Annotated in this window: 11 protein-coding genes; 6 read left to right on the forward strand and 5 right to left on the reverse strand. The window is 68.7% G+C overall.

From position 1 onward, the window contains the following. Window positions 1-153: 153 nt before the first annotated feature. Both AC24R4_RS14020 and AC24R4_RS14025 read left to right on the forward strand, forming a co-directional pair. Entirely contained in the window at window positions 154-1,263 is a 1,110-nt protein-coding gene (locus AC24R4_RS14020) for a helix-turn-helix transcriptional regulator (RefSeq protein ID WP_400393825.1), read from the forward strand. Window positions 1,264-1,409: 146 nt separating this feature from the next. After that, complete coding sequence (locus tag AC24R4_RS14025; RefSeq protein ID WP_487523278.1) at window positions 1,410-2,567, forward strand: helix-turn-helix transcriptional regulator; 1,158 nt, start codon at window positions 1,410-1,412, stop codon at window positions 2,565-2,567. Here AC24R4_RS14025 and AC24R4_RS14030 read toward each other — a convergent pair. From AC24R4_RS14030 to AC24R4_RS14050, 5 genes are all read right to left on the reverse strand, one after another. Beyond that, the gene (locus AC24R4_RS14030) at window positions 2,564-2,887 is read right to left on the reverse strand and encodes an AzlD domain-containing protein (RefSeq protein ID WP_092595218.1); all 324 of its coding nucleotides are present in this window, start codon (window positions 2,885-2,887) and stop codon (window positions 2,564-2,566) included. The genes AC24R4_RS14025 and AC24R4_RS14030 overlap by 4 nt on opposite strands. Next, window positions 2,884-3,681: an AzlC family ABC transporter permease gene (locus AC24R4_RS14035; protein ID WP_153946620.1), complete on the reverse strand. Its 798-nt coding sequence runs from the start codon at window positions 3,679-3,681 to the stop codon at window positions 2,884-2,886. Before AC24R4_RS14035 ends, AC24R4_RS14030 begins: the two co-directional genes overlap by 4 nt. Before the next feature lie 242 nt (window positions 3,682-3,923). Then, complete coding sequence (locus AC24R4_RS14040) at window positions 3,924-5,255, reverse strand: MFS transporter (RefSeq protein WP_400396167.1); 1,332 nt, start codon at window positions 5,253-5,255, stop codon at window positions 3,924-3,926. 74 nt (window positions 5,256-5,329) lie between these two features. Further along, entirely contained in the window at window positions 5,330-6,817 is a 1,488-nt protein-coding gene (locus AC24R4_RS14045) for an amidase (protein ID WP_487523955.1), read from the reverse strand. 402 nt (window positions 6,818-7,219) lie between these two features. Further along, entirely contained in the window at window positions 7,220-10,150 is a 2,931-nt protein-coding gene (locus AC24R4_RS14050) for a DEAD/DEAH box helicase (protein ID WP_400394574.1), read from the reverse strand. Window positions 10,151-10,391: 241 nt separating this feature from the next. On the opposite strand from AC24R4_RS14050, the gene AC24R4_RS14055 reads away from it, so the two are divergent. The 4 genes from AC24R4_RS14055 to AC24R4_RS14070 all read left to right on the forward strand — a co-directional run bounded on the left by AC24R4_RS14055 (window position 10,392) and on the right by AC24R4_RS14070 (window position 13,221). Beyond that, window positions 10,392-10,586, forward strand: coding sequence for a zinc-finger domain-containing protein (locus AC24R4_RS14055; protein WP_029051276.1), 195 nt, complete (start codon window positions 10,392-10,394; stop codon window positions 10,584-10,586). A gap of 130 nt (window positions 10,587-10,716) precedes the next feature. Beyond that, window positions 10,717-11,739 (forward strand): lipopolysaccharide heptosyltransferase II, encoded by a 1,023-nt coding sequence (gene waaF, locus AC24R4_RS14060; protein WP_400394573.1) that lies wholly within the window; start codon window positions 10,717-10,719, stop codon window positions 11,737-11,739. A 10-nt stretch (window positions 11,740-11,749) separates the two neighbouring features. After that, the gene (locus tag AC24R4_RS14065; RefSeq protein WP_066739424.1) at window positions 11,750-12,190 is read left to right on the forward strand and encodes a YybH family protein; all 441 of its coding nucleotides are present in this window, start codon (window positions 11,750-11,752) and stop codon (window positions 12,188-12,190) included. A 14-nt stretch (window positions 12,191-12,204) separates the two neighbouring features. Beyond that, entirely contained in the window at window positions 12,205-13,221 is a 1,017-nt protein-coding gene (locus AC24R4_RS14070) for a YheT family hydrolase (protein WP_400394575.1), read from the forward strand. Window positions 13,222-13,224 lie beyond the last annotated feature (3 nt).

A 13,224-nucleotide genomic window follows, 5' to 3' on the forward strand; every position in this document is an offset into this window, starting at 1 on the left:
ATGCATAGTCAGACACTCGAACTATTTTTGATAGTTTTAGTACATCATGACACCAGACGACAGCCGGCAAAGACCGGCTCCGCCATTTCCACGGACGTGCGCAACGGATAAGTGGAAAGGAACCGATGTTGGCGAATGCAAGGGGGTAGTCAGATGGAACAAGCCGCCGCCATTCACGGCGCGATTCGCGGGTTGTATGAAGGCGTCCTCGATCCCGCCGCGTGGCAGCAAAGCCTGCGGACGCTGACCGAGATTGCCGACACGGCGCATGCGTCGATGATGGTGTGGGACACGGTGCGCGACCAGGTGACCGTCAACGAAGTGGTCAACCCGGTGGCGGAGCTGTTCACCACCTATGAGAACGATTTCCAGTCCATCGATCCGGCCAAGGCGTTCGCGCCCCGGCTGGTGCCGGGCGCGTGGTACATCGACGCGCGCGATCTTGGCCCGCAGGCCATGGCGCGCCATCCGTTCTATCGCGATTTCTTCAACCGGTTCGAACTGCGCTCGTACGTGGCCTGCCTGGTGGAACGGCAGCCGCATTACGAGGTGTATTTCTCGATGCAGCGCGCGCTGTCGCAGGACGCCTTCTCGGGCGAGGACACGCGCCGGCTCGACTGGGTCATCCCGCACATGCGCAGCGCCATTGCCATGCGCGACCGCACGCTGGCGCTGTCGACCATGGCGTCGATCTCGGCCCGCCTGCTCGAACGGCTGGCCTTCGCCGTGGGCATCTACACGCCGGACCGGAACCTGCTGCTGGCCAACACGGCTGGCGAACGCTGGGCGCGCCGCCTCGAACCATCGGGCAAGACCACGACGTGGCACCTGTCGCGGCCATTTGCCGAGATGGTGCAGGCGGCCTGCGACCCCGGCAATCCGCTAGGCGCGCAGGCCGCGCGCGCCAGCGACGATCACGGCAACCATGCCGAAGTGCTTGTCCTGCCACTGCCGCCCACGCACGCATTTGCGTCGCAGTGGCAGCAGCCGGCGGCGCTGGTGGTGGTGCACGAGGCGGGCGCGCCTTCCGTCCTGCTCGACACCGTGCTGCGCAACCTCTACGGCCTGACCCCGGCCGAAACGCGGCTTGCATCGCGGCTGGCGACGGGCGAAGGCTTGCCCGAGGCGGCGCAGCACATGCGGATTCGCCACGAGACCGCGCGCACCCAGCTCAAGGCCGTCTTCCTCAAGACCGGCTGCACGAGCCAGGCGCAGTTCACGCACCTGCTGACGAAGCTGGCGGCCACGCTGGACGGAGGCTGACGCCCCTCCTGCCCTCCACCGCAGGCAATTCCGCGCCCCAGCCCTGGCACGCAAAGACCACGTCGCCCCTTTTCGCAGGGTCGCGATGCACGGCGGCACCCTTCGCTTGCGCGCTCGCCGTCGAACCGGACAAAGGAAGTCATGTAATGAACGCATCTGACATGCACGAGACCATTCGCGGTCTCTATCTGGGCGTATTCGAGCCCCTTGCGTGGCAGCGCAGCCTCCACGCGCTGTGCGAACAAAGCGGCAGCCTCCAGGCATCGCTGCTCGTGCTGGATACCGTGCAGCAGACCGTGCAGGTTCGCCACCTGGTCAACCGCGCCCCCGACAACCTGGCCATCCTGCCGCCGCCCTACCGGCTGCACGGCGGCATGCCGGCGTCGGGGTCCATGGCGGTGGGCGGCTGGTATATCGACCAGCGCGATACCGCCGGCGCCACGGCCCAGCACCAGCCGTTTCGCGGCGAACCGTTCGACGACGTGGTGCTGACATCGGTCATGGCCTGCCTGGTCGACCGCCGTCCGGCGCATGAAATCTACCTGGTGCTCCAGCGTCCGGCCAACGAGGACGGCTATGCGGAGGCCGACGCCCGCGGGCTGGATTGGGTCATTCCGCACCTGCGCGAAGCCATGGCCCTGCGCGACCGCACGCATGCCGTCGCGGCGCGCGGCCACGTTTCTGCCGACCTGCTGGACCGGCTGCCTTTCGGGGTGGTCGTCTTTTCGGAATCGGGCAAGGTCCTGCTGGCCAATGCCGCCGGGCAGCCCTGGACGCGCCGGCTGCAGTCCGGCGAGGCCGCGGACCCGCACGCCGGCATCCATGGCAACGGCAATGGCTGGCGCCTGTCGCGGCCGTTTGCCGATGTCGTGCGTGCGCTGTGCGACCCCAACACGCTGCAGCCGGCGCAGGCCATCCACGCCACCGGCACCGATGGCCGCGGGGCACAGATCGTGGCCGTGGCGCTGACGCCGGCGCTCTACCTGTCGTCGGAATGGGAAGGACAGCCCATCCTGGTGGCCATCCACGAGACGAATGACCCCCCGCGTGCGGTGCCGGCCGTGCTGCGCGATCTCTACGGCCTGACGCCGGCCGAAAACCGGCTGGCCATGCTGTTGGTCACGGGCATCGGCCTGCCCGATGCGTGCATGCAGCTCGGGATCAAGCGCGAAACGGGGCGTTCGCAGCTCAAGGCCATCTTCACCAAGACCGGGACCAGCACCCAGGCCCAGCTGGCCCACCTGCTGACGCGCCTGGGCAGCATCCTGGCCGAGCCGGCCCATCGGGAAGCCCAGCCCGTCTAGCCCAGCAGTCGCAGGGCGGTGTACACCGCCATGCCCACCACGATCATCCCGACCATGCGCTTGGTCAGCACATAGCAGACCGTGGCGGCAATGCCCGCCATGAGCTTGTCGTTGCCGGGGCCGATCGTGAAATGGCCTTCGAAGGTCAGCAGATCGGGCAGGATGATGGCCGCCAGCGCGGCGGCCGGCGCGTAGCGCAGCGCGCGCTGGATGCGGTCGGGCACCGTGACGCGCTCGCCCGCCATCAGGAACAGCGCCCGCGAGAACACGGTCACCACGGTCATGCCGAGGATGGCGATCCAGGTATCGAGATGGCTCATGCCTGGTCTCCGGTCGGCTGGCGGCCCTTGCGGGCACGGATACCGCGCAGCGTGGCGCGCGCCGCCATCTCGTCGCTGGCCATGCCGGCGGCAATCGCGGCCACCACGGCAATCACCAGCGCCAGACGGTACGGCAGGTCGAAGCACAGCAGCGCCACCACCGCCGCCACCACCACGGCCATCAGCGTCGAGCGCGAGTTGATCGTCGCGATCATCACCGGGATCAGCGCCAGCGTGCCGGCCAGCGCCAGGCCCCAGCTGTCCGGGAACAGGCTGGCCAGCACGATGCCGATGATCGACGACACCTGCCACGTGGCGCAGTTGATCAGCGCCATGCCCCAGAAATACCCCTCCTTGCCTGGCGCGTAGCCCGGCTCGGCGTACCGCTGCATGAAGTAGACAAAGTGCAGGTCGCCGTTGAAGAAGCCCAGCAGCGTACGGCGCCAGCCCGGCAGATAGTTGAAATGCGGCTGCAGCGCGGCGCTGAAGATCACGAAACGCAGGTTGACGACGGCGGCCGTGAGCCAGACCGTCCAGATCGGCATGCCCGCCGCGAACAGCGGCAGCACGGCCAGTTGCGCGGACCCGGCATAGACCAGCAGCGACATGCCGATGGCCTCGGGCACGGTCAGCGCCGATTTGCTCATGGCCACCCCGGTGACCAGGCCCCACGAAAATACCGCGGGCAGCGAGGGCGCGAAAAATCGCGCGCCGTCGAGAAAGGCGTTGCGCTCCACCTCGGCAAAGCGATGCCAGAGGCGCAACCACACCGGGGACGACTGTCGGGGTGTCATGGCGAGATGAGAAGAGACGGTACGGCAGGCCGTCTTGTGCGGCATTGCCGTCAGGAAGGACCATCGGCCACGCTCGAAACGCGTGGCCGATGGCGGAGCAGCCATTATAGGGCCGCCGGCGCCGCTGGTAAGCAGCGGCTTAATTGCGCACGGGGCGACTGTTGTTTCGAGGTCAAAGCGCCACCGTCACATGGCGATCCGGCCCCGGCCTTCCGGCACCTCGCTGCGGAATCCCGTCCGGTTCAGGCCGGCTTGCTGGCCGGCGCGGCAGGCGCCAGCGGCACTGCGGTGGCGCCCACGGGCTCGGCGGCATCGTCGTGGTCGCCGCCGCCGGCCTGTCCCAGGTCGATGCCCGACGTTTCGGGCAGCAACGCCGCCGATACCATCACCAGCGCGTAGCCGACGCCAGCCACCATGGCGATGGCCAGCGCCAGCGACGTGCGACCGCTGTTGAGCCAGCCCACGGCCAGCGGGAAAAACGATCCGATCACGCGGCCCAGGTTGTACGCCACGCCGTAGCCGGTGGCCCGCACGCTGCTCGGGTACGACTCGGAGATCGTGGCGCCGATGCCCGAGAACACGCCCTGCATCAGCACCCCGAGCGGAAAGCCCAGGAACAACATCGACGTGTTCGATACCGGAATCACCATATAGATCATGGCCATCACGAAGGCGCCCGCCGCAAAGGCGATGTAGGTCAGGCGCCGGCCCCAGCGATCGGTGGCATAGGCGCCGGCCACGTAGCCGACCAGCGAGCCCAGGATCGTCACGGCCAGATAGGAACTGGTGCCGAATACCGACAGGCCGCGCTCGGTCTTCAGGAACGTCGGCAGCCACGTGGCAATGGCGTAGTAGGCACCCAGCATGCCGCCCGACAGCAGGCTGCACAGCAGCGTCTTCTTCAGCAGCGGCTTGCGGAACACGCGCGCCAGGTCGGCAGTGGCCGAGACCCTGCCGCGCTCGGCCCGGCTCTTCAGGAAGACTTCGGGCTCGTCCAGGTTGCGGCGCAGGTAGACCACCACCAGCGCGGGCAGGATGCCCAGGAAGAAGCAGACCCGCCACGCCGTTTCGGGCTCGAACAGGTTGAACGTGATGGCATAGGCGATGGCCGCGCCGCCCCAGCCGAACGAATAGCTGCTGGCCGTGAAGCCCGAATATTTGCCGCGATGCGCCGGATTGCGGATCAGTTCGGTCACCAGCACCATGCACAGCGACGATTCCCCGCCAAAGCCCAGGCCCTGCAGCATGCGGAATACCATCAGCTGTTCTGGCGAATTGGCGATGCCGCAGAGGAAGCAGGACACCGCGAACACCAGGATGGTCCAGCGCAGCACGCGCACGCGGCCAAAGCGGTCGGCCAGCAGGCCCGCGCCGACGGCGCCCACCAGCGACGACACCAGCGTCCACGTGACGATGGCGCCGGCCATCGACTTGCTCATGCCCCACTGCGCCAGCAGCGTCGAAATCAGGAACGAATAGATCATGAAGTCGAACACATCGACCGCATGCCCCAGGAACGCCCCGTAGAACCCCTTGCGCTCGGCGCGCGACAACTCCTTGAACCAGTCCAGCATGATCGCCCTCCCCTTTTAGCGATATTGCGAATTTGCGATGTAGCGATGTCGTAACTTGTTGGTGATTTAGCGATCTAGCGATCTGGCGATTTGGCGATGCGCGGGGGCCGGAAGCCATGGCCGGCGTCTTCCAGCAACTGCGCGAGGCGCAACGATGTGAGATCGCCGTAGCGGCGCGCCACGATCTGCACGCCCACCGGCAAGCCGTCGCGCGCCGGGCCGATCGGCGCCACCGTCGAGGGCAGACCGCACAGCCCCGAATGGCCGGCCCAGAACAACTGCGACGTCAGCGGCCACGGCTGGCCATTGACCGTGATCGTGCGTTGCCACGGCTCTCCGTCCTCGTCGATTGGAAAGGCCGTGGTGGACGCGGCCGGGCATAGCAATACGTCGAAATCGCCGAAGAAACGATTCCAGGCCCGGGCAAAGGTCTCGCGCGCATGCTGCATCAGCAGCCAGTGCCGATGGCTCAGCGCGGCACCGGTGAACTGCAGCGAGGCGTACTCGGCGTCGTCGCCGTCGGGGTCGCCGGCACGTGCCAACGCATCGGCGAATGCGGCGTCATCCATATGCAGCGACGTGGTGGCGCGCAACAGCAGCACGTAGATGCGCCACAACTGCGCGGCATCGAAGTCTGGTCGGACATTCCAGGCCACCTGGGCGCCGGCTGCCGCCAACTGGTGCCCCAGCTGCTCGATGGCGCTGCTGACGGTGCCATCGACCTCGGCCAGCGGGTGGGTCGGCAGCACGGCCACGCGGAAATCGGACAGCCGGGTGTGGTCGCACGGCGGCAGGTCGAGCCGCCATGCCGGCGCGTCGGCGGCATCTGGCCCGACTATGGCGCGCAGCACCAGTTCCAGGTCGCGCGCGCTGCGGGCCACGGGGCCGGCCACGTTGATGTCCTGCGCGGCAAACCCGGCCCGCGCATTGCCATGGCCGCGCAACGGCACGATGCCGTGGCTGCTCTTGTGCGAAAACACGCCGCAGTAATGCGCCGGGTTACGCAGCGACGAGCCGATGTCCGAGCCGATATCGAAGAAACTCATGCCGGCGCAGACCGCCGCGGCGCTGCCGCCCGAGGACCCGCCCGGCGTGCGCGACAGGTCGTGCGGATTGCGGGTGGTGCCGTAGACCGCGTTGTAGCTCTGCCAGTCGCGCAGGCCCAGCGGCACGTTGGTCTTGCCCAGCAGCACGGCGCCGTGCGCGCGCAGGCGCTCGACCACCACGGCGTCGGCCCCCGCGCGATGCGTGGCGCGCGCCGGCACGCCGCACGTGGTGGGCCAGCCGGCCACATCGAACGATTCCTTGATCGAGAACGGCACGCCGTCGAGCGGCCCGCGCGAACGACCCGCCTGCCGGCGCGCATCGCTTTGCATGGCCGCCTCGCGGGCCGCCTCGAAATCGGCCAGCACGATCGCATTGACCTGACCGTGATGGGCGTCCCAGGCCGCCTGGCACGCATCGACCAGCGCCAGCGCCGTGGTCTCGCCGCGTGCCAATTGCGCGGCAGCAACGTGGGCGGGCATCCAGCGGACATCTGGCCGGGACGGATCGGCCGGCATGGGGTCAGGCAGGGTCACAGTGGCTCCGTTGTTGTCATGGGCGCGGCGCAAAAGGTTGGCCGAACCTGGGGGGCGTGTCGGAAGCTGGGCGTCGAATTTCGACAATTCGGTATACTATATTCCGCATTCGCAGAATCTCAAGGCAGTATTTGTGCCAAGGCGCGATGCACCGCAGCAAGGACGCGGGACCGCCATGAATTCCCCTTCTCCCGCTTGCGGGAGGGGGGCCGGGGGAGAGAGCAGGCACCTGACACCGGTCACGCCGCAAAAAACGCACCTTGCCAACAAGACCTGAGATTGTGCGTCCGCACCAAATGGGTGACGATTTTGTATACCGTTTGGTGCAATCCCTCAGGCCCCTCTCCCGCAGGCGGAGCGGGGAGACAAACATCGGGAGCGAGCTCAGCGCCGCAGCAAACCCACCAGTTCGTCGATATCGGGCAGCGGCACGTCGCGGCCGGTGGCTTCACCGGCGGACGCGTCGAGCACCCCTTCGGCCAGGGCGCGCTTGCCCTGGTGCAGATCGACGATGCGCTCCTCGATCGTGCCGGCCGTGATCAGGCGGTAGACCGTGACCGGCCGCTGCTGGCCGATGCGGTGCGCGCGGCCCATCGCCTGGTCTTCGGCGGCCGGGTTCCACCACGGGTCCGCGATCACGACGTAATCGGCCGCGGTCAGGTTCAGCCCAAAGCCACCGGCCTTCAGGCTGATCAGGAACACATCGCCCTCGCCGGCCTGGAAGGCCGCCACCCGCCGGGTGCGTTCGGCGGCGGGCGTGGCGCCGTCCAGGTACTGGCAGGCCAGCCCGGCCTCGTCCAGCGGCTGGCGCAGCAACTGCAGGAAATCGACGAACTGGCTGAACACCAGCGTCTTGTGGCCATTGGCCGCCAGCGTGGCCGCCAGTTCGGCGAAGGCGCGCACCTTGGCGCCGGGATGGCCGGTCTCGGGCGTGACCAGGCGCGGATCGCAGGCCGCGCGGCGCATGCGCGTCAGTTGCGCCAGCACGTGGATGCGCGCCTGCGGCTCGGGCAGCGTGGCGCGCGCCTTGCGGTCCGTCTTCGGCCGGAACAGCGCGCGTTCGGCCTCGGACAGCGCCTGGCGGCGCAGCGCCTCGTAGTGCGCGGCCTCGGCCGGTTCAGGGGCCACGCGGATCACCAGCTCCGTGCGGGATGGCAGTTCGTCCAGAACTTGCGCCTTGGTCCGGCGCAATACGAATGGCGCGATCATCCGGCGCAAGCGGGCGCGCGGGTCGCGGGCCCCGTTGCGCTCGATCGGATTCGCAAAATGCTCGTTGAAGCGCGCCAGCGATCCCAGCAGTCCGGGATTGCAGAAGCGCATCACGGCCCACAGTTCCGCCAGGCGGTTTTCCACGGGCGTGCCGGACAGCGCAATACGGCCGTCGGCCTGCAACGCGAACATGGCCTGCGCGCGTCGCGACGACGGGTTCTTGAACGACTGTGCCTCGTCGGCCACCACGGTGTGCCAGGACCGCTCGCAGAACGCGCGGCGCGCCTGTTGCAGCAGGTTGTACGAGACGATCACCAGATCGTGCGCGCCGGCCTGTTCGACGATGGCCGACCGGTCGCCTTCGGCATAGACATGCACCCGCAGCGCCGGGGCAAAGCGCCGCGCCTCGGCCGCCCAGTTGCCGCAGACCGACGTGGGGGCCACCACCAGCGCCGGGCCGCCCGCCGCGCGCGCCAGCAGCACGGCCAGCGCCTGCAGCGTCTTGCCCAGGCCCATGTCGTCCGCCAGACAGGCGCCGAAACCGGCCTCGGCCAGCGACATCATCCAGCGATAGCCCTCCACCTGGTACGCGCGCAGGTCGGCCGCCAGCGTGGCGGGTACCGGCGCATCGGCCTCCCGCGCGCTGTGCAGCCGCTTCACGCGCGTGCGGAAGTGCGCGTCGGGATCGATGCCCACGCCGGCCAGCACGTCGTCGAGCCACGGCGTGGCCACCAGCGGCACGCGGATGCCATCGCGCACGCCGTCGCCCACGGCGGCCAGGTCGCGCAGGCGCTCGCGCAGCTGGCGGGTCAGCGCCACGTACACGCCGTGGTCCATCGCGATAAAGCGGCCCGCATGGCCATGGGCCCAGGCCACGAGCTTTTCCAGCGACAGCACCAGGCCTTCGGCCACGTGCAGTTCGCCCACCAGCTTGAACCATTCGCTGCCGGTTTCCACGCTGACCGCCAGTTGCGGCAGATCGGCGGACAGCACGCGCAATGCGCGGCCGCGCGGCCATTCGAGGTCGATCACGCCGGCCAGGCCCGGCAGGGTCTCGATCACGGTCAGCGCGTCTTCGGGGTCGTCCAGCGTCCAGCTATGCTCGCCGCCGGCGGGCGCCTGCTGCACCAGGAACGGCAGCGCATCGAACACCTCGGCCACATGGGCCTGCTCGGCCGCCAGGTCGCGATGGGTGACCAGCGTGTCGCCGCCAATCGTCGCCATCAGCTGGGCGCGGCCATGCGCCGGGGCCATGCGCGGGCCAAGCGGCCCGAGCGGTGTCACCACCAGGCGCAGGCTGATGCCGCGCCCGACCGGCGCCACTTCGGCCCGCAGCCGCGATTCGGGGTCGCGTTCGCGCGCTTCGCCCGAACTGTCGGCGTGGATCTGGAAGTGGCCGGCCAGCGCGCGCAACGTGCTGTCCAGCCGCGCCTGCGCGGTGGCCGGCACGGTCAGGCCCCCGGCGATCAGCCTGGCGGCCTCCTGCTGGGCCGCGGTGAAGCGGATCACGCGCAGGCGGCGCGCGCCGTCCTGCAGCACCGTCACCTGGCGCAGGGCTTCGGCTTCCTGTTTCGCGGCGGCCGGCAGGAAATCCTCCATCGACTTCGGCGCACGCATGGGCGGCACGATGCGCAGCGCAAAGCGGTCGCCTTCGCGCACGGCCTCCAGCGCGGGTGCCGCCTCAAGCACCTCCATCGGCACGGTGGGCGCGTGCGCCAGCACCACGGCAGGATGGCCGACCATCGCCATGATGGCGGCGGCGCGGTCCAGCACCAGACGGCGGTTGCGTGAACTGTCGCGCCGGATGGCGCGCGCCACGCGGGCATCCCAGGGCGGCAGCGTGTCGTCGTCGGCCACGCGCGCCAGCGTCACGGGGCGCGGGCGCGTCCAGCCACGCGCGCCCCAGCTTTGCTCCATCGGCTCGATGGTGCCGATCTCGCCGTCCGCATCGAGCGTCAGCGCCCACAGCAGGCGGCGGCCCGTGCCGGTGGCGTCCGGGGCCGGTTCGCCACCGGCCAGTGCCTCGAGCGCGCCCAGCGCGTCCTGCCAGCGGTCGCCGCGGGCAGGATCGTCAGGTTCGTCGGAGGTGGGATCGGGCTGGGACACGGGTAGCGGGCGGCGCGCGGGTCGGATCGAAGGTGCGATTGTAGAACGCTGTGTGTGCCGCGCCGCGTTGGCACGCAAGGCCCCCCGGCTTACAATGGCGCCTTTACGGCTTTTGTCTGTGCCACGCGTGCTCCGCGGCCGTGGGCGGTACCGACGAGACGTACAGGAAGTGGCTGACGCCGGTCTGATCGGTGCCGTCCGCCACAATCCGCATCCATCCCTGCAACACAACCGCAAGACCATGACGCAAACCGCAACCGTCGTCGAAATCGGCGCAGAAGACATTCCGCTGCATTGCCCCACCGGCAACACCCCGGCCTGGAACTACCATCCGCGCGTCTTCCTGGACGTGGTGGACACCGGCGAAGTGAAGTGCCCGTACTGCGGCACCGTGTACAAGCTCAAGCCCGGCACCGTGCTGAAGGGTCACCACTGACCTGCCCGACCCACGCCATTTCCTGCCGTTTCGACCTGACGCCCCGGGCCGCCCAGCGCCCCGGGGCGTTGACATGCCCGGGCAAGCAAAACAGGGCCACGCAACAAAGGGCCAGGCAATACCCACAGACATGAAAAAAGCCCTAGTCATCGCCCCTAACTGGATTGGCGACGCGCTGATGGCGCAACCGCTGTTCGCGTTGCTCAAGGCGCGCCATCCACGCCTGGTCATCGACGCCCTGGCGCCCAAATGGGTCGCCCCGGTGCTGGCACGCATGCCCGAGATCAGCAAGGTGTTCCCGAGCGATCTGGCGCACGGCAAGCTGCAGCTCAGCGCGCGCCTGATGTTCGCGCAGCAGCTCAAGCACGAGGGCTACGACGTGGCCTACGTGCTGCCGAATTCGCTGAAGTCGTCGCTGATCCCGTTCCTGGCCGGCATCCCGCTGCGCGTCGGCTATCGTGGCGAAGCGCGCTTCGGCATGCTCAACGTGCGCCATGCCAACCCGCCGCGCGACAAGCGTCCGCCGATGGTGGAGCACTACGCCCGCCTGGCGCTCAAGCCCGGCGCGCGGCTGCCCGAATCGATTCCCGATCCGCGCCTCAAGGTGGACCCGGCGCGCATGGCCGCCACGGCCGCGCGCTTCGGCATCGCGCCGGGCACGCGCGTGATCGCGTTCTGCCCCGGTGCGGAATACGGCCCGGCCAAACGCTGGCCCGCCGCGCACTTCGCGGCGCTGGCGCAGATGCTGCGCCGGTCCTATCCGTATGCACAGATCGTCACGCTGGGGTCGGGCAAGGATGCCGAGATTGCCGAAGAGATCGTGCAGGGCGCGCCGTTCGTGCGCAACCTGTGCGGCCAGACCTCGCTGGACGATGCGGTGGACCTGCTGGCGCTGTCCGAGGCGGCGGTCTGCAACGACTCGGGCCTGATGCATGTGACCGCCGCGCTGAACCGGCCCCAGGTGGCCGTCTACGGTTCCAGTGACCCGCGCCATACGCCCCCACTGTCACAGGCAGCGAGTATCATGTGGCTGCAACTTGAGTGCAGCCCCTGCTTCAAGCGCGAGTGCCCGCTGGGCCACCTGCGCTGCCTGAAGGAAATCGAACCCGAAATGGTGTTCGTCGAGTTGCGCAAGCTCCTGCACCGTCCCTGACCCAATCAACATGCCCCGTTTCGCCCGTCTGTTCGATTCCGCCGAAGACATCGTCGAGGCCTTCCGTGAAGCCATGAAGCTGCGCGACGCCGATGGCGCGCTGCGCCTGTGGCTGGACGAGGATTCGGTCACCTGCGTCATGCCCGACGGCCAGCGCCTGATCGGTCATGAGAACCTGCGCCAGGCCTTTGCGCAGTTGCTGGAAGAGCAGCCCGTGCTGATCGACGCCATCGAGACCAGCAGCCATGCGTCGCTGGGCGTGTCGATCTTCGACGTTACCGAGGCCCTGCGCTTTGGCGAAGGCCGTGTGGAAGCCGACCTGTTCGTCCACACCACCTATGTGCTGATGCAGAACCACGAAGGCTGGCGCCTGGCCCATATCCACTGCAGCCCTGCCAACGCCGTGCAGGTGGCCGCCGTGGCCGCCGCACCGGGGCAGGCGCTGCATTGACGGCTGCGCGGGCCATGCTGTTCGGCGACACGTTCCAGACACCGTGGTGGCTGCGCGGCGGCCACGCCCAGACCATCCTGCCGGCCCGCTTCACGCGGCACCGCCGCATCGCGTTCCGCCGCGAACGCTGGGCCACGCCGGACGGCGACTTCATCGACCTGGACTGGACCACCCACCCCACGACGCCCGGCGCGCCGCTGGTGGTGATGTTCCACGGCCTGGAGGGCGACTCCAGCAGCCACTACGCGCAAACGCTGATGACGGCGCTGCAAGACCGTGGCTGGCAAGGCGTGATTCCGCATTTCCGGGGCTGCTCCGGCGAACTGAACCAGGCGCCGCGCTTCTATCATTCGGGCGATTCGGCCGAGATCCGCTGGGTACTGCACCGGCTGCGCGACCAGCAGCAGGCCACCGGGCCCGGCCGGCCAATGCTGGCCGTGGGCATCTCGCTGGGCGGCAACGCGCTGCTGCGCTTTCTGGGCGAGGATGGCCGCGACGCCAGCTTCCTGCGCGGCGCGGCGGCCATCTCGGCGCCGCTGGATCTGGCAGCCGGCGGCGCCGCGCTCTCCAGCGGCTTCAACATGCTCTACACACGCATGTTCCTGCAGACGCTCAAGCGCAAGTCGCTGGCCAAGCTCGACCAGTTCCCGGGCCTGTTCGACCGCGAAACCATGCTGCGCAGCCGCGACCTGTACGCGTTCGACAATGTGGTGACCGCGCCGCTGCACGGCTTTCGCGATACCGACGACTACTGGGCCCGCGCCGCCAGCAAACCCATCCTGGGCGAGATCCGCATCCCGACGCTGGTGCTCAATGCCCGCAATGACCCGTTCCTGCCCGCCCGGCACCTGCCCGGCCCGGCCGATGTCAGCGCGGACGTGCTGCTGGAGCAGCCCGAGTACGGCGGCCACGTCGGCTTCATGACCCCGCGCGGCGGCCTGCTGGGCCAACTGCCGCTGCTGCCCCGAGCCGGCCATATCGAATGGCTGCCCGAGCGGATCCTGGGCTTCTTCGACGGCATCGGCACATAAAGG

Source organism: Cupriavidus sp. CER-90, from assembly GCF_057652055.1.